Annotated in this window: 16 protein-coding genes; 11 read left to right on the top strand and 5 right to left on the bottom strand. The window is 53.1% G+C overall.

What is annotated here, in order from left to right; genetic code table 11:
* Window positions 1-27: 27 nt before the first annotated feature.
* The gene (gene hslU, locus TALK_RS01670) at window positions 28-1,338 is read left to right on the top strand and encodes an ATP-dependent protease ATPase subunit HslU (protein ID WP_085615189.1); all 1,311 of its coding nucleotides are present in this window, start codon (window positions 28-30) and stop codon (window positions 1,336-1,338) included.
* A gap of 76 nt (window positions 1,339-1,414) precedes the next feature.
* Here hslU and TALK_RS01675 read toward each other — a convergent pair whose 3' ends face one another.
* Together TALK_RS01675 and TALK_RS01680 are read right to left on the bottom strand one after the other, a co-directional pair.
* Entirely contained in the window at window positions 1,415-2,824 is a 1,410-nt protein-coding gene (locus TALK_RS01675; RefSeq protein ID WP_085615191.1) for an ATP-binding protein, read from the bottom strand.
* A 245-nt stretch (window positions 2,825-3,069) separates the two neighbouring features.
* On the bottom strand, window positions 3,070-3,651 hold the full coding sequence (locus TALK_RS01680) for a malonic semialdehyde reductase (protein WP_085615193.1): 582 nt from the start codon (window positions 3,649-3,651) through the stop codon (window positions 3,070-3,072).
* 225 nt (window positions 3,652-3,876) lie between these two features.
* Here TALK_RS01680 and TALK_RS01685 point away from each other — a divergent pair, with 225 nt between their 5' ends.
* The 7 genes from TALK_RS01685 (at window position 3,877) to TALK_RS01715 (ending at window position 10,109) form a co-directional block, all read left to right on the top strand.
* Window positions 3,877-5,106, top strand: a complete 1,230-nt coding sequence (locus tag TALK_RS01685; RefSeq protein WP_245829628.1) for a polysaccharide deacetylase family protein — start codon at window positions 3,877-3,879, stop codon at window positions 5,104-5,106.
* 146 nt (window positions 5,107-5,252) lie between these two features.
* Entirely contained in the window at window positions 5,253-6,470 is a 1,218-nt protein-coding gene (coaBC, locus tag TALK_RS01690) for a bifunctional phosphopantothenoylcysteine decarboxylase/phosphopantothenate--cysteine ligase CoaBC (protein ID WP_085615716.1), read from the top strand.
* A gap of 79 nt (window positions 6,471-6,549) precedes the next feature.
* Complete coding sequence (gene dut / locus TALK_RS01695) at window positions 6,550-7,023, top strand: dUTP diphosphatase (protein ID WP_085615195.1); 474 nt, start codon at window positions 6,550-6,552, stop codon at window positions 7,021-7,023.
* Between the two features lie 117 nt (window positions 7,024-7,140).
* Complete coding sequence (locus TALK_RS01700) at window positions 7,141-7,596, top strand: RrF2 family transcriptional regulator (RefSeq protein WP_007088455.1); 456 nt, start codon at window positions 7,141-7,143, stop codon at window positions 7,594-7,596.
* A gap of 202 nt (window positions 7,597-7,798) precedes the next feature.
* Window positions 7,799-8,749 carry a cysteine synthase A gene (cysK, locus tag TALK_RS01705; RefSeq protein ID WP_085615196.1) on the top strand — a complete coding sequence of 317 codons (951 nt, stop codon included), beginning with the start codon at window positions 7,799-7,801 and terminating at the stop codon, window positions 8,747-8,749.
* A gap of 123 nt (window positions 8,750-8,872) precedes the next feature.
* Window positions 8,873-9,676, top strand: coding sequence for a HesA/MoeB/ThiF family protein (locus TALK_RS01710; protein WP_085615198.1), 804 nt, complete (start codon window positions 8,873-8,875; stop codon window positions 9,674-9,676).
* Entirely contained in the window at window positions 9,666-10,109 is a 444-nt protein-coding gene (locus tag TALK_RS01715) for a DsrE family protein (protein WP_085615200.1), read from the top strand. Before TALK_RS01710 ends, TALK_RS01715 begins: the two co-directional genes overlap by 11 nt.
* A 169-nt stretch (window positions 10,110-10,278) precedes the next feature.
* On the opposite strand, the gene TALK_RS01720 is transcribed toward TALK_RS01715, so the two are convergent.
* Window positions 10,279-11,046, bottom strand: coding sequence for a LysE family translocator (locus TALK_RS01720; RefSeq protein WP_085615202.1), 768 nt, complete (start codon window positions 11,044-11,046; stop codon window positions 10,279-10,281).
* An 81-nt stretch (window positions 11,047-11,127) separates the two neighbouring features.
* Here TALK_RS01720 and TALK_RS01725 point away from each other — a divergent pair, with 81 nt between their 5' ends.
* Window positions 11,128-12,045 (top strand): LysR substrate-binding domain-containing protein, encoded by a 918-nt coding sequence (locus TALK_RS01725; protein ID WP_085615718.1) that lies wholly within the window; start codon window positions 11,128-11,130, stop codon window positions 12,043-12,045.
* Between the two features lie 117 nt (window positions 12,046-12,162).
* Complete coding sequence (locus TALK_RS01730; protein WP_085615204.1) at window positions 12,163-12,702, top strand: MgtC/SapB family protein; 540 nt, start codon at window positions 12,163-12,165, stop codon at window positions 12,700-12,702.
* Window positions 12,703-12,741: 39 nt separating this feature from the next.
* Here the strand turns inward: TALK_RS01730 and TALK_RS01735 are convergent, their stop codons facing one another.
* Complete coding sequence (locus TALK_RS01735) at window positions 12,742-13,782, bottom strand: LacI family DNA-binding transcriptional regulator (RefSeq protein ID WP_085615206.1); 1,041 nt, start codon at window positions 13,780-13,782, stop codon at window positions 12,742-12,744.
* A gap of 84 nt (window positions 13,783-13,866) precedes the next feature.
* The gene (locus tag TALK_RS01740; RefSeq protein ID WP_085615208.1) at window positions 13,867-15,198 is read right to left on the bottom strand and encodes a GH1 family beta-glucosidase; all 1,332 of its coding nucleotides are present in this window, start codon (window positions 15,196-15,198) and stop codon (window positions 13,867-13,869) included.
* Window positions 15,199-15,427: 229 nt separating this feature from the next.
* Between TALK_RS01740 and TALK_RS01745 the strand changes: the two genes are divergently transcribed.
* On the top strand, window positions 15,428-16,672 hold the full coding sequence (locus TALK_RS01745; RefSeq protein WP_085615209.1) for an ABC transporter substrate-binding protein: 1,245 nt from the start codon (window positions 15,428-15,430) through the stop codon (window positions 16,670-16,672).
* Window positions 16,673-16,727 lie beyond the last annotated feature (55 nt).

Below are 16,727 nucleotides of genomic sequence, written 5' to 3' on the forward strand. Positions count from 1 at the left end.
TCGCAAGAATTAACGGATAAAATTTAAATGACCCAACATTTCAGCCCGCGCGAGATTGTTTCCGAACTGGATCGCCATATCATCGGTCAGAAAGATGCCAAGCGCGCCGTCGCGATTGCATTGCGTAACCGCTGGCGCCGCCAGCAGCTTGACGATGACATGCGTAATGAAGTTCTGCCGAAAAATATCCTGATGATCGGCCCGACCGGTGTTGGTAAAACCGAGATCGCGCGCCGCCTTGCCAAATTGGCCGAGGCACCGTTTATCAAGATCGAAGCCACCAAATTTACCGAAGTCGGTTATGTCGGGCGTGATGTCGAACAGATTGTTCGTGACCTTTTGGAAGTGTCGCTGGATCTGACGCGTGAAGCGATGCACAAAAAAGTCCGCGCCAAGGCCGAAATGCAGGCCGAGGAACGTGTTCTGGATAGTTTGGTCGGCGAAAACGCATCGGCCGATACCCGCCAGAAATTTCGCAAGATGCTGCGCGAAGGTGAATTACAGGACAAGGAAATCGAAATCCAGGTTTTGGAAAACAGCGGGTCCTCGATGCCGACCATTGATATTCCCGGCATGCCCGGCGCGCAGATGGGGATGCTTAATCTGTCCGACGTGTTTGGCAAGGCATTCGGCGGACAGACCAAGCCGAAACGCATGACCGTTGCCGAAGCGTTTGAACGCCTGATCGATGAAGAAGGCGACAAATTGCTTGATATGGACAAGGTCACCGCCGAGGCGATTGATAATGTTGAACAGAACGGCATTGTGTTCCTTGACGAGATCGACAAGATCACGGCGCGTTCCGAACGTGGTGGTGATGTCTCGCGCGAAGGTGTGCAGCGTGATTTGCTGCCGCTGATCGAAGGAACCAATGTTTCGACCAAGCATGGCACGGTTAAAACCGACCATATTCTGTTCATTTGTTCCGGCGCGTTCCATCTTTCAAAACCATCCGACCTTTTACCGGAATTACAGGGGCGCCTGCCGATCCGGGTCGAGTTGAAGGCCCTGACCGAGGAAGATTTCCGTCGTATTCTGTTGGAACCCGAAGCATCCCTGATCAAGCAATATATCGCCTTGCTGGGGACCGAGGACGTGACGCTGGAATTCACCGATGATGCGGTGGGGGAATTGGCGCGTATTTCGGCCAGTGTGAACGAAACCGTCGAAAATATCGGCGCACGTCGTTTGCATACGGTTCTGGAAAAGCTTTTGGATGAAATCAGCTTTACGGCGACAGACCGGGGGGGCGAAACGATTAAGATTGATGCTGATTACGTCCGTGAACAGGTTGATGGCCTTGCCAAGGATGCCGATCTTTCAAAGTTTATTCTGTAATCGAAATAATCGATTTCAGGTGTAATACAAGGCCAGCATTTCGGTGCTGGCCTTTTTCGTTGGATCGTCGCGCGGATTATGCCCGATGAAGGGTACGGATATTGTCGTTGGCCTTGGCGGGCAGATAGACGGTAAAGACCGACCCAACCCCCTGTTCGCTTTCAATCACCATAGTTCCGCGATGGCGTTGGACCAGATGTTTGACGATGGCAAGACCAAGGCCAGTGCCACCAACAGCGCGAGATCGCGCGGTATCAATGCGATAGAAACGTTCGGTCAGGCGCGGCAGATGTTCGCGTGCAATCCCGTCGGAATGATCGCGGATGGCGACGGCCAAAATTCGGTCATGGCGGAAACGGGCCAAGGCACCGGGCGGGTTTTTGGCCAGCGTAATCGATACTTCGATATTGGTTTTGGCATGGCCGTATTTTATGGCGTTTTCGACCAGATTGACAAAGACTTGGGTCATTTCCTTTTCCTCGCCAACAATGTCGGTGTTGTCGAGATTGCAGGAAATCTTGATTTCCATGCCTTTGGCCTCAGCCTTCATCAACAGAGTCTGGGCGACCTTGTCGATGACTTTGCCGACATCGCAATCATCAGAAGGCGGGGTATGTTCGTTTAATTCGATCCGGGCAAGTGATAGGAGGTCTTCGATCAGGTGTTGCATGCGCAAACCCTGATCGCGCATGACCGGCAGGAATTGACCCAGTGCATCGGGATCGTCTTTGGCCGGGCCTTCCAGCGTTTCGATAAAGCCCAGCAAAACCGAAAGTGGTGTGCGCAATTCATGCCCGGCATCGGTGGCGAAATCGGCCCGCATTTGTTCCAGTTTGCGAAGCTCGGTCAAATCCGAGAAGGACAGGACAAAATTCCGGTCCCCGGTTGCCGCCGGAAGACGCGCGGTCAGCACATCAAAATGATGATGTGCGTCACTGGCCAGCACAAATTCGGCATGTTTCATCTGTTCGCGTTCAGCCGCGACATCATCAAAGGCATCAAGCAGGATCGGGTCGCGGATAAAACGCGTCAGGTCGTGACCGGTTTCAAGGTTATGAAACAGCGATTTAGCAGCCCGGTTGAAACCGGTAATGACGCGCTGCCGATTGACCATAACCACAGGGTTGGGTAGGTGATCAAGGATTTCGGCATCGGTGCTGGTGCGGGTTTCAAGATCGGTAATGCGTTCCCGAAACGTATTGGCGATCTGGGTATAAAGCGATGAAAGTTCGGATGCGGCACTAAACGACAGATGTTGTGGCGGGGTGCCACGGAATTTATCGCGTAATGCAACGGCATAGCGGGCAACGCGGCGCAGATCGCCGAAATAGATGCGCAGAACTGTGGTGCTGCCCAGCCATGCCAGAACAGCGCACAGGATTGCCGTGCCCCAGCCAAGAAGTTCCATTGCGGCAAGCACGATGAAAATCATGGCCGCAGGCAATGCAACCGCAAGTGCAGTTGTTAACAACTGGCTGAAACCCAATTGACGCTCCTGTTTCAGGTACCCGGTTTGGGACGTGTAAACCTATTTTAAAAATTTGGACTAAAATGATGATGCGCTGGTAAAGATCAAATAAAAGTTAGATGACAGTTTTCAAGCAACGGAAAAGCTTGAAGAAATACGTCGCCAACTAAGAGATCATACAAGTGTATAGGTCGATTTTGTCCAAAACTTTGTCAAAGAGTCACGCTGAACACGCCGCGTCGATTTCAATTTTTAGGATCGGATCAAAGGATTTCAGCCCCGTCATCAAAGCCAAGTCGCGGGCTGCGATCAAACAATTTTGATGAATCGCCATAGCCGATATTGAGCAGGAAGTTGCTTTTGATCGGAGTGCCGTCAAAGAATTCGGCATCGACCTTGGCATTGTCAAAGCCCGACATGGCGCCGCAATCCAGACCGACCGCACGCAGTGCCATGATAAAATAGCCAGCCTGTAGCGTTCCATTGCGAAATGCGGTGGCTGAAATTGCGGCTTCGTTGCCTGCAAACCATGATCTTGCATCGGCATGGGGGAAAAGTTGCGGCAGCTTTTCATAGAATTCCATGTCATGTGCGATGATCGCCGTTACCGGGGCGGCCATGGTTTTTTCAAGGTTACCTGCGGACAGGGCCGGTTTCAGGCGTTGCTTGGCCTCGGCTGATTTGATGAATGTAATGCGCATCGGTTCGCAATTGGCACTGGTCGGGCCCATAACCGTAAGGTCCCATGCCTTGTGCAGCAGGGCTGTTTCGACATCGCGATCCTGCCAGCCATTATGGGTACGAGCTTTGTAAAAAAGGGTGTCGAGCACGTCTGAGCTGAGCATTTTAAATCTCCGATAAAGCTGGGGTTGTGTCGGGCCTTGAATAGAATGTCCTAAAGTTAGGATGTGGGGGACTATACACAAGCGCAATGACGAAATTGTGGAAAAACAACTGGTTCGCTGATAGGTTCAGGGAAACGTAATCCCAAAGAAACGATAAAAATAATTGCTGTGGTTTTGGGGCTACAGTGACCAAGGAGTGGGGTCGCAAACGAGATGGATGTGGCAATGCAATCACAGACCAATGGGCAGCGCTATTTTGAAAATGGGGCGCGCCTGCATCGGATGCAGGGTCGTGGCATGTTTAAGTGTATGGTTTTTGGCGCGGCTTTTGCCGTTGGGCTAACATTTGGTCCATCGCTCAGTCTGGCGCAGGATGCCGACAATACAAGCGTGACAGCAAATGACCAAGCCCCGACCGTGGATGGGGCAAAAGATACCGACGAGACCGGTGAAGGCACCAAAACGCCTGTTACCATGGAAAGTACGGACACGTCAGCCCGTTTCAAACAGGTGCCAACAGGTGATGCGACATCGGCTGTTGTGTTTATGTATCATCGCTTTGGCGAAATCGACTTTCCGTCAACCAATATCCGCAAGTCCCAATTCGAGGCCCATATCAATGAACTGACCAGTAGCAAATATACCGTAATCGGCGTGCCTGAAATTGTTTCAGCCCTTCAGAATGGCAAGGGTTTGCCCGATTATACGGTCGGGATTACCGTCGATGATGCCTATCGTTCGGTTTATGATGTGGCTTGGCCCGCGTTAAAAAAACATAATTTGCCGATGACGGTGTTTGTTTCAAGTGAACAGATCGATGCCGGTTATACCAATTACATGACCTGGGACATGTTACGTGATCTGGTGAAGGATGGGGTTACCATTGGCGGTCATACCCAGCATCATTCGCATTTGCCCAGCCTGTCTATCGAAGATGCGAAAGCGGAACTGGCCCATTCCGCAGAACGGTTTAAGGCGGAACTTGGCTTTGTGCCTGATATCTTTGCCTATCCGTATGGTGAAGCCAGTGACGACGTGATCAAGCTGGTTCGTGAAGCCGGGTACAAGGCGGCCTTTGGCCAGCAAAGCGGCGCGATGAACGCGGAATCGGATATGATGTATCTGCCGCGTTTTGCCATGAATGAAAATTACGGCGAGCTGGAACGCTTTATTCTTGCGGCAGAATCCCTGCCACTACGTGTCAGCGATATAACCCCGTCCAATTATATGCTGGAACGAAATCCACCGGCTTTTGGTTTTACTCTTAAAGAAGCGGTGGCCAATATTGCCTGTTATCCGTCCGAGGGTGAATCAACCATGAACCGGCTGGGGGATGAACGGGTCGAGATCCGGCTGAAGAACCCGGTATCATCGGGGCGCTGGCGGATCAACTGTACCTCGATGGGGCCAAACGGGCGTTGGCGCTGGTTCGGGATGTTGTATACCGTTCCGTAATAAGCCTTTGATAATAAATTATAAAACGACGCTGCGGGATTTACGGTTCCGTGGCGTTTTTTTCTGATTGTTCTGGACGCTTGCGCAGGATCATAGGAGAAGGTAGGTTAACCACACTTGTTCAACGTAAATAATTGGTAACCACAGTGTTAGCTGGAAAAAATATCCTTTTGATCATCTCGGGCGGTATTGCTGCCTATAAGGTTCTTGAGGTGATTCGGCGGCTGCGCGACCGTGACATCAATATACGCGCCATCCTGACCAAGGGCGGGGCGGAGTTTGTAACCCCGTTATCTGTGGCGGCCCTTACCGAGAACAAGGTTTATCAGGATCTTTTTTCCCTGACGGATGAGGCTGAAATGGGCCATATCCGCCTGTCGCGCGAGGCTGACCTTGTTTTGGTTGCCCCGGCAAGTGCGGATATTTTGGCCAAAATGGCAACCGGTCAGGCCAGTGATCTGGCAACCACCGCCTTGCTGGCGACCAATAAGCGGGTTCTGATTGCCCCGGCGATGAATGTTGAAATGTGGAACCACCCGGCGACTCAGGCCAATATCGCGACCCTTGAAAGCCGTGGTGTGATGCGGATCGGCCCGTCGGCCGGGGATTTGGCCTGTGGTGAAGTCGGTTCGGGCCGATTGGCCGAACCTGTCGAAATTATTGCCGCGGTTATTGATTTTCTGGAAGGTCAACCGGTTGGCAAGCCTTTGGCAGGTAAAAAGGCTGTGGTCACCAGTGGCCCGACGCATGAACCGATTGATCCGGTGCGCTATATCGCCAATCGATCATCGGGCAAGCAGGGCCACGCGATTGCAAGTGCCCTTACCGCGGCGGGTGCCGATGTGACACTGATCAGTGGGCCGGTGGCCCTGCCCGATCCGGCGGGTGTGAATGTGGTGCGGATTGAAACCGCGCAACAGATGCTTGATGCCGTGCAGGCCGCCCTGCCGGCGGATATCGCCGTTTGTGCGGCTGCCGTTGCCGATTGGCGTGTGGCCGATGAAGCCGGGCAGAAGCTTAAGAAAGACGGATCAGGACGGATCCCGGATCTGAAGCTTTCGGAAAATTCCGATATTTTGGCAACCATCAGCAAGGTCGGGCCGAACCGACCGGGGCTGGTTATTGGTTTCGCTGCCGAAACGGAAAATGTTATCGCCCATGCGCGCGCTAAACGGGTGCGTAAGGGATGTGACTGGATATTGGCCAATGATGTGGCACCGGGAACCGGCACTTTTGGCGGTGACGAAAATGAAATCTGCCTGATTTCCGGTGAAAATGCTGCAAGTGATGAAGTCTGGCCGCGTCAAGATAAGGCCGGTGTGGCGCGTGCACTTGTGCAGCGTATTATCCGGCATTTCCCCTGATATTGAATGATGTACTGGCTTGTGCGGGCGAATGCCAAAGCCAAAGCACGGCCCAGAACAGTGAAGACAAGGACCTTTGATGACGCGTTTGACTGTTAACTTGAAACAATTGCCCCATGGTGCGGATTTTCCGTTGCCTGATTATGCCACCGAACAATCGGCGGCCGTTGATTTGCAGGCAGCGATTAACGATACGCTTGTGATTGAAGCGGGCAAACGCGCCATGATTGAAACCGGCATTGCCATTGCCCTTCCGGCCGGGTTCGAGGCACAGGTACGTCCGCGTTCGGGACTGGCGGCGAAAAATGGCATTACGGTATTGAATAGCCCGGGCACAATTGATGCGGATTACCGTGGCGAGATCAAGGTGATCCTGATTAATCTTGGTGATGATGCCTTTACGATTGAGCGCGGTATGCGCATTGCCCAGCTTGTGGTCGCACCGGTGACCCAAGTGGCGTGGAATGCGGTTGCTGATCTTGATGAAACGGCGCGCGGTACTGGCGGATTCGGATCGACTGGTGTTGCGGCACCGTCAGGTAAAACCGTCTGATTTTGGAAATTTTTGTCGGGAACTGGCAATTTTCGATGCTCTGTTAACTCTGACAATGATGGGTCCCAATGTTTCCGGGGGGATCACCGGGGCCGAAAGGGGAGTATGAAAGAGACGATGTTAAAGCTGTCAAAAAAGATGCTGTTTGCCATCGAGGCGGTGGTGGATATTGCCTATAACGCAGCGGGTGAGCCGGTGCAAAGCCGCGATATCACCGCGCGTCAGGGCATTCCGAAACGCTATCTTGAGCAGACTCTGCAACAGCTGGTGCGTGCCGATATTTTGGTGGGTGTACGCGGTCCGCGCGGCGGATATCGTCTGGCGCGGGAACGTCGGCGTATCACGCTGGCCGATATTGTGTCGGTCATCCGATCAATGGAAACATCAGATGACCCGATCGAGGATCCGGCTGGCTCGCCACTGGGCAAAGAAGTCGTGCGGCCATTATGGCGTGAACTTCAGGATGAAATGATGGTGGCGCTGACCAGGATCACGGTTGAGGATCTGTGCAATCGGGCCCGTGATGCGGGCCTGCGCAGTGGGATCGAGGAATCACCGGATTTCATTATTTAATCGTCTGAACCGATCGCGGATTATTGTATCGTAAAACAACAAGAATCCGCTGCGGTTCACACCTAATGCACAAGTATCTGGAAGCCAGCCAAAATAGAATTTGCGTAAAAATTGTTTAACTCCAATTCATTTAGGTGTTAAACAAGGTAAATACAAATTCCAAATGTGATTGGTTTTAAATTACAAAAATTGCGAGGAAAACATGACTGAGTTTCGCGGCAAGATTTACGACAGCATCATCGACACCATCGGTGCGACGCCTCTGGTTCGTCTTTCCCGTCTGGCAGCGGCCGAAGGTGTGAAGGCCGACCTGATTGGCAAGCTTGAATTTTTCAATCCGCTGGCCTCGGTCAAGGATCGTATCGGTCTTGCAATGATTGATGATGCGGAGAAATCCGGGCGCATCAAACCGGGAGCAACCCTGATTGAGCCAACGTCGGGCAATACCGGCATTGCTCTGGCCTTTGTTGCTGCGGCCAAGGGTTACAAATTGATCCTGACCATGCCGGAAAGCATGTCGTTGGAACGTCGTAAAATGCTGATGTTGTTGGGGGCAAAGATTGATCTGACCCCGGCGGCCAAAGGCATGAAGGGCGCGGTCGCACGTGCCGAAGAACTGGTTGCCGAAATTGATGGCGCAATCATGCTTCAGCAGTTTGAAAATCCGGCCAACCCGGAAATTCATCGCACGACGACAGCCCAGGAAATTATCAAGGATACCGCAGGCAAGGTCGATATCTTTGTTGCCGGTGTTGGCACGGGTGGCACCCTGACCGGGGTTGGTGAAGCGCTGAAAATACATAATCCGAAGATTCAGATTGTTGCGGTCGAACCCGAAGACAGCCCGGTTATTTCCGGTGGTGCACCCGGCCCGCATAAAATTCAGGGTATTGGTGCCGGTTTCATTCCGGGCAATTTGCATACTGATGTGATCGACAAGGTCATGACGATTGGTAATGAAACCGCCTTTGCCACCGCCCGCAAATTGGCCAGCATCGAAGGTCTGCCAACCGGCATTTCGTCAGGTGCGGCTGTTGCCGCCGGGATCGAGCTGGGCCAGCTTCCGGAAAACGAAGGCAAACGCATTGTGATCATCGTGCCGAGCTTTGCCGAACGTTATCTTTCGACCCCGTTGTTCGAAGGTTTGCAGTAATTCGGGTTTCGTTGTTGGACGTAATTTGGAAAGGCCCGGAATTTTCCGGGCCTTTCCTGTCTGTGCCATGCGCGCTATATGCAATAGCAGACCTGTTTCGATCCGGATGAAAGAAGCCCCCGCGTGAGTGATTTTGATTTCAGCGAAAACGAAGTGCAACGTTATGCCCGGCACATTGTCCTTAAAGAGGTCGGTGGCACCGGCCAGATGCAGCTGAAACGCGGGCGTGTTTTGATTGTTGGGGCTGGCGGGCTTGGATCGCCGCTTGCGATGTATCTGGCGGCGGCCGGGGTCGGGACCATCGGGATTGTTGATGCTGATATTGTCGAGCTTTCCAATCTGCAGCGTCAGATTGCACATGGCATGAAGGACCTTGGCAGGCCCAAGGTTGAAAGTGCGAAATCAACCATGCTCGATATGAACCCCGAAATTACCGTGCAAACCCATAATCAGCGTCTTGATGTCTCGAATGTGATGGATTTGATTACCGATTATGACGTGATTGCCGATGGATCGGATAATTTTGAAACGCGGTTTTTGCTAAACGATGCCTGTTACTTTGCGGGCAAAACGCTGGTGTCGGGCGCAGCCCTTCGTTTTGATGGTCAGGTATCGACCTTTAAGGCGCATTTGGGGGATCCGCATCCGTGTTATCGCTGTATTTATCATGCGCCACCGCCCGAAGATGCCATTCCATCCTGCGCGCAGGGCGGGGTTTTGGGATCGGTCGTGGGCATGATCGGCGGTATTCAAGCAACTGAAATTCTGAAAGAATTGATGGGGATCGGGGATGGCCTGTCTGGCAAGCTTGTAATTGTCGACGCCCTTGGGGCATCTTTCCGCAAGATTAAAGTTCCGCGTGACCCGGGTTGCCCGCTTTGTTCCGAAAACGCCAGCATCAAGGATTTGTCCATTCATGAGCACTGAGATCGCCAATCAGAATGAAAGCCCCAGAAAACTATCGCTGGTGGTGTTTTCCGGTAGCTTTGAAAAAGTTCATTACGCACTCGTAATGGCGTCAGCAGCGCTCGCATCCGGGCGCGAAGTGACCCTGTTTTTCACAATGGAAGGTTGCCGCGCGGTTCTTGCACCATCGGGTTGGCGCCATTTGCGTACCGATGCTCAGGGGGCGACGGCGACCTCAATTGATCTAAGTTATTCCCAGCGTGGCATTGGCACATTTGAGGAATTGCTGTCGGCCTGTGTTGCATTGAACGCTAAATTCATGGTCTGCGAGATGGGCCTGCGGGCGCTTGGTCTTGAAAATGATGCCAAACGTGAAGAGCTGGCCATTGAAACCGGCGGGGTTGTGACCTTTTTGAACGATGCGCGGCAAAACGGCGAAATGCTGTTTATTTGAGGCATTCTACTATGCTCAAGGTAGCGTAATTTCTGAACTGGCTGTGGTGTGCCGTGTTTTTTCAGGATCGCGGTTGCGGTTGCAGATTTGGCCATGACTTTGCTTTGAGTTTCGGTCAGGTTACGCAGTGTTTGCGGGCATGGCACCTGTGATACGGGTTTTGTATCTGTCAGCCTGCCAAAATCCTGATGCCTAATCCCGCTAGACAAATGCCGACACCCCGTTCGACCCATTCCTTGATTGCGGCAATGCGTGCCTGCACCGCTGGCAGGGTCAGGGCGATGGCGACCAGGGCGAACCAGATCATGTGACAGGCAGCGATATAAAAACCGTATCCGACCTCGACCCATACCGGGGTATCGGGCGAAATCACCTGACTGAATAGCGAGACGATGAACAATATCGTCTTGGGATTTAATGCATTGCAGGCAAATCCAACCCAGAACGCCGATCCGTTTCGGTTTTGATCGGTGCTCGGGGCAATGATGCCTTGTGTGGTGCTTTGATTGATCGCTGCTGTGTGAGAGACGGTGACTGACGCAAAGATTTCTGACCCGTCGGACACTTTTTTTGCTGTTTGTCGTGTCGTGTTGTGCCCGTTGTTTTTAATCGCATGACCGACACAGCCCTTTGCAAGTTTTTTGATATCGGGCCACAGAGCCGAGCATCCCAGCCAAATCAGATAGGTCGCACCAAGATAGCGCAATGATGTCAGCACCCAGATGTTGCTGGCAAACACCACGCCCAACCCGATCAGGGTATAGGCCAGATGAACCGAAACGCCACTGCCGATCCCGATGGCGCAGAGCACCCCGGCGCGACGGCCACGGGCAAGTGCGATGCGTGTGACCATGGCGAAATCGGGGCCGGGGCTTATGACGGCAAGAACGGTGATGATGGCAACGGCGATGATTTCCATCTCGGCAATGGCGGGCATGGTTGTGATCCTTGATCTGTGAGGAGATTCAGTATCAAACTGGATCTATCGCCAGAAAATCGAAAAATAATGGGATATTTCGTGAGTAATATTCACAGAAAACGCAGCCTGCCACCGCTTGCCGCCCTGCCCGCATTCGAGGCCGCCGCCCGGCACCAAAGTTTTTCACGTGCGGCGGAAGAATTGCATCTGACCCATGGGGCGATCAGCCGCGCGGTCGCACAAATCGAGGAACGGTTGGGTGTTGATCTGTTTGTCCGGCGTAATCGGCGGGTTTGGTTGACGCCCGCGGGGGAACGGCTTTTAAAGGCGACGGTGTTGGCATTGGACGGGCTTGATAGCGCGGTTGAGGAAATCCATCGCCATGATGGTACATCACCAATTTTATCAGTTTCGTGCGAGCCAAGCCTTGCAATGCGTTGGCTGATGCCACGGCTTGGGGCGTTTCGCGACGCCAATCCGGATCTGAATATCGATTTGCGACCGGCAGGCGGCCCGGTTGATTTACTGGCCGAGGGATGTGATGTGGCAATTCGCCGTGCTGATTTCGGTATTGCCGAGGATTACGACGTTACCCGCTTGTGGCCGGAATTTGCCGGGCCGGTTTGTGATCCACAATGCTGGAAGACCATTCTGGCATGCGATCTATCCAATGCCAGATGGCTGCATAGTCGCACCCGGCCCGATGCCTGGGAGGTCTGGAAACGCGCCAGCGGATGTGAGGCCAACCCGGCAAGCGAGCAATATTTCGATCATTTCTTCTTTGCACTTCAGGCGGCGGTCAACCGGCTGGGAACAGCGATCGGGCCTTTGCCGCTGGTTTATGATGATCTGGCAGTGGGGCGTTTGATTGCGCCGCATGGTATGGCCCCGACCGGATATGATTATGTCCTGATTACCTTGGATCGCCCCGGTCGTGATCCGCGTATTTTGCGATTCTTTGACTGGTTGATGGGCGAGGCCAAAGGGATGGAAGACGGAATGCTGCCATCGGTCTGAGCGAAGCACCCGGTTTGCCGGATCGGATGTGGTCGCGCCAGATGGCGGAACAATGGGCGAATGCGGCGCGTTTTGGAATGTATCTGAAACAGATTGAGCTGCAGATTGGATTTGGGCATGACCGATCTTCCCTATTTTGCGAATGTTGAAAGCTATTTCGATATTGGTGTGATCGATATGATTTTGCGGCTATGTGCGGCGACCGTAATCGGCATGGTGATTGGTTTAAATCGCGATGTGAATGGCAAGCCAACCGGGATGCGCACATTGGCCCTTGTCGCATTGGGAGCCGCTGTTGTGTCGGTCGTCGCGGTGCATTTTCAGGATTTGATTGATCATCCAGATGCCCTGTCGCGTGTTGTTCAGGGTATTTTACAAGGGGTTCTGACCGGTATCGGGTTTATTGGTGCCGGGGTTATTTTACATCAGCCAAAAAGTATGTCGGTCAGTGGTTTGACAACAGCAGCAACCGTCTGGATCACGGCGGCCCTTGGTATTGCCTGTGCCTTGGCGGCCTGGCATATCGTGGTGATCGCCACGGTTTTGACCTTGGTTGTGTTGATTGCCCTGAAACCGGTTGAATTGATGTTGGTGCGTGTTCTGAGCAGCAAGGACCGGGCCGAAAACCTGAAACAGCAGAGCCAAGGCCGGGGTTAGGTGGAAATTCAGGTTTAAGCGCATTTAAGCGGCGGGTCCCTAGAAATCCTCGCCCTCGCGGAAGGCGGCAAGATCATCGATCCGGCGATAGGGCAAAAGCGTTTGCAGTTGTTCTGCCGGGGTGCCGGTCATCAGGCTGTGCAGATGTTCTGACAGGACTTTGCCGACCTTGCGTTGTGGCTGGTAATAATAGGCCAGTTTTTGTTTGGACAGCATGCGGAACGGCATACCGCCAAACCCGACAACGCCGATACCATCACGAATTGTATCCATACCCAGTTCCATTAAGGCCTCAAGCGCGCCGATCATGGTCATCTGGCTGGCGCACACCACCGCAGTTGCATCGCGGCGATTGGTGAACAGGCGGGTGGTTGCTTCGCGTGCTGCCCGCACGGAAACATCCGAACTCATCCAGATCAGGCTTTCGGGGTTTAGTCCGGCATCGACCATGGCGCGCTTTGCACCACGTTTGCGATAGCCAAAAAAGGTTAAATCATCGCGCGGATCGATCATCGCGATGATGCGATGGCCATCGTCAATCAGGCGTTTGACAGCATCATAAGCCGCCTGTTCATCATCATGATCGACAAAGGCATGCGGGGTCAAAAGTTCGGTTCGGCCAAAACTGACAAAGGGGAAGTCATGTTGCAGGCAGTATTTGGCGCGGCTGTCCTGAAGGGTGGTGCGTGAAAATACCACCGCATCGGCCATGCGTTGGGTATGGACACGTTTTACGGGCTCAAGCGGGTCTTCGGTGCTGGTTTGTGCCAATACGACCAGCGAGTAACGATCAGCCTCCAGCCCGCGAGCAAGACTTTCGACCTGCGCCAGAAAGCCCGGATCGCCGTAATCGCCGACTTCGGGGGAATACAGGATCGAGCAGACCTGCATGGTTTTGCCGGTGCGCAACATCACACCACGCGCATCGGGTTGATAACCGATTTCCTTGGCGGCGGCCTTGACCTTGGCGATGGTGTCGGGTTTGACCTCTGGCCCGTCTTTTAATGCGCGCGATACCGTCGTGACGGATATGCCAAGGCGGTCGGCGATAGTGCGTAGGTTCGGGCGCGAAGTTGACATACAGGGGTCCGTTTATTTTAGAGACAGGACAATCTAGAGCATGGTTCGTGAAATATGAACCATGCTCTGACTGTCGGCGTGTGATTAAGGTAGTGCGTTGCTTTCAATCACGCGACGCATGAAGTCATAGGATGCCTTAGGTGTGCGTTTTTGGGTGGTGTAATCGACATGCACCAGCCCAAACCGTTTTTCATAGCCATAGGCCCATTCAAAATTATCAAGCAGTGACCAAGGCATATATCCTTGAACATTTGCGCCTTCGCCGGTGGCCCGAATGATTGCACCAAGATATTCGGTGTAATAAGCGATGCGGTCCTGATCATCAATTAGGCCATCATTGCCGGGAATGTCGATAAAGGCGCCGCCATTTTCGGTCACAAAGGTCGGCGGGTTGCCATAGTTATCCTGAAGGATTTTCATGGTGCGATAAAAACAATCGCCATCAATCGCCCAGCCCATTTCCGTACGGCGGAAATATTTCGGCGGTTTAGCATGTTTGAATGGCCATGCACGACCGTCGGCGGCTTCGACATAGCTTGGAAAATATTGGTTCAGGCCTTGAAAATCGACCTTGGTTTTGATGGCTTCAAGATCGCCATTCTGAATGTGGGGTTCCATGCGGTCCAGAATCAGATCGGGATAGCGACCGTGATAAACCGGGTCAAGGAATACGCCATTCCATTTTGCTTCGAACAGGTCAACCAGATGGGCGTCCTGTTCGCGGCGATGTGGCAGGGTATAGCCCTTGTGCATCGGTAAAACAAAACCGACCGGCGCATCGGGGTAATGTTGTTTGATGACGCGGGTTGCACGGGCGTGGCACATATTCAGATGGTGGGCGACGCGCATGGCGGCACGTGGGTCGGTGATGCCCGGTGCATGGCGGCCTTCTTCATGGCCGACCCAGGCGATGACATTGGGTTCGTTAAATGTTACCCATGATTTCACCCGGTCGCCAAAGCGCGTGACAAGCAATTGGGTATAATCGCTAAACCAGTCAACGATATCGCGGTTGGTCCAGCCGCCCCGGTCCTGCAGTGCCTGTGGCAAATCCCAGTGATACAGGCATAGCCATGGATCAAGGCCACGTTCGAGCATGCCATCAATCAAACGGTCATAGAATGCGATGCCAGTTTCGTTGATTTTGCCGGTGCCATCGGGCATGACGCGCGGCCACATGATCGAAAATCGGTAATGCTTTGCGCCGAGTCCCTTGATCAGGTCGAGATCTTCAGCCCAGCGATGATAGTGATCGCAGGCAATGCTGCCATCATCCCCATTGGCAACCCGGCCCGGCGTGGCACAATAGGTGTCCCAGATGCTGGGGCCGCGGCCATCATCGGCGGCACCGCCTTCGATCTGATAGCTTGAGGTCGATACACCCCAGCGGAAATCGTCGGGAAAAGGTTTGGTCATGTTCGCTTCCTTGCCCTGTCATGGATCGCGTTCGTTGGTGAATCCAAAATCGTAACGTTTCGGAAATTTCGGCAAAAAAATAATGCCGGATTGATTTCACCTTATTATGGGCTGGTTTTGTTGATTGACAAGAGCGAATAAAGCGCCTATCAAAAAAATCGAAACGTTACGAATTTTCGGCCATTTAAGAAGTCGGGCGCGAACGTATCCATTAGGGAGGACATCCGTTATGAAGAAATTTTCCAAGGTCGCCGCACTCGCGACATTTCTGAGTGCCAGTGTATCTGCCGGTGCGCTTCACGCCCAAACCGCCGAAGTTTTGCATTGGTGGACATCGGGCAGTGAACAGGCCGCATTGGCCGAAGTTCGCAGTGCGTTTGAAGCGCAAGGCGGCACATGGGTCGATACGCCAATTGCCGGTGGCGGTAATGCCCGCGCGGCGGCTGTCAATCGCATGTTGGGGGGGGATCCCGCCACGGTTTTCCAGTTTTCTATCGGACAGCAATTGCGCGAATTGGCCGATCAGGGCCTTTTGGCCAATGTGAATGCCGTGGCCGAGGAAGAAGACTGGGACAATAAATTGCCGCCGCTGATTGTTAAGGCGGCGAAATATGATGGCGATTATATTGCCGCGCCGATCAACATCCACGGCGAAAACTGGATGTTCTTTAATAAGGCGGCGCTTGAAAAAGCCGGTGTCGAGGTGCCAAAAAGCTGGCCCGAGTTCATCGAGGCGGCCAAGAAGCTTGGCGATGCCGGGGTGATACCGATTGGTCTTGGCGGACAGCCATGGCAGGAACGCATCATGTTCAATAGCGTCCTTCTTGGCGTTGGTGGACGTGATTTCTATGCCAAGATTTACAGCACGCTTGATGATGATTTGCTGGCGTCCGATACCATGCGCAAGGTGTTTGAAACCTTTGCGGCATTGAAACCCTTTGTCGATGAATCAAGCCCCGGACGTAATTGGAACGAGGCGACCAATATGGTCATTCGTGGCGATGCGGCGTTTCAGTTCATGGGGGATTGGGCCAAGGGTGAAATCATTGCTGGCGGAGTCGAACCGGGTACTACGGTGGGTTGTGCTTTTGCCCCGGCAATTGATACCGCCTATATCATGACGGTGGATGCGTTTGCATTTTCTGCCATTGCTGATGACGATGCCATTGCTGCTCAGCAAAAAATGGCCCATGTCATGCTTGAACCGGACGTACAGATCGCCTTTAACAAGAAAAAAGGATCGATCCCTGCCCGTCTCGACGTCCCGGCCGATAGTTTTGACGCCTGTGCCCAAATGGCGATTGCCACCCTTCAGGATAAGAAAACCCATCTGGTCAGTACCGGACTTTTCGGTGTGCCAAGTGCGGTTTCCGGCGCAATTGATGACAGCATCTCGAATTTCTGGAACAGTGCTGACATGAGCCCGGAAGAGGGTCAGGAACAATTCCGTCAGGCGATTTCCTACGCCAAGTAAGGCGGTTGGAAAGACACGACTTTGCAGGTGCGCCGCTGTTGATTGCAGCGGCGCT

Origin of the sequence: Thalassospira alkalitolerans (assembly GCF_002115745.1) — a bacterium.
GTDB lineage: Bacteria > Pseudomonadota > Alphaproteobacteria > Rhodospirillales > Thalassospiraceae > Thalassospira > Thalassospira alkalitolerans.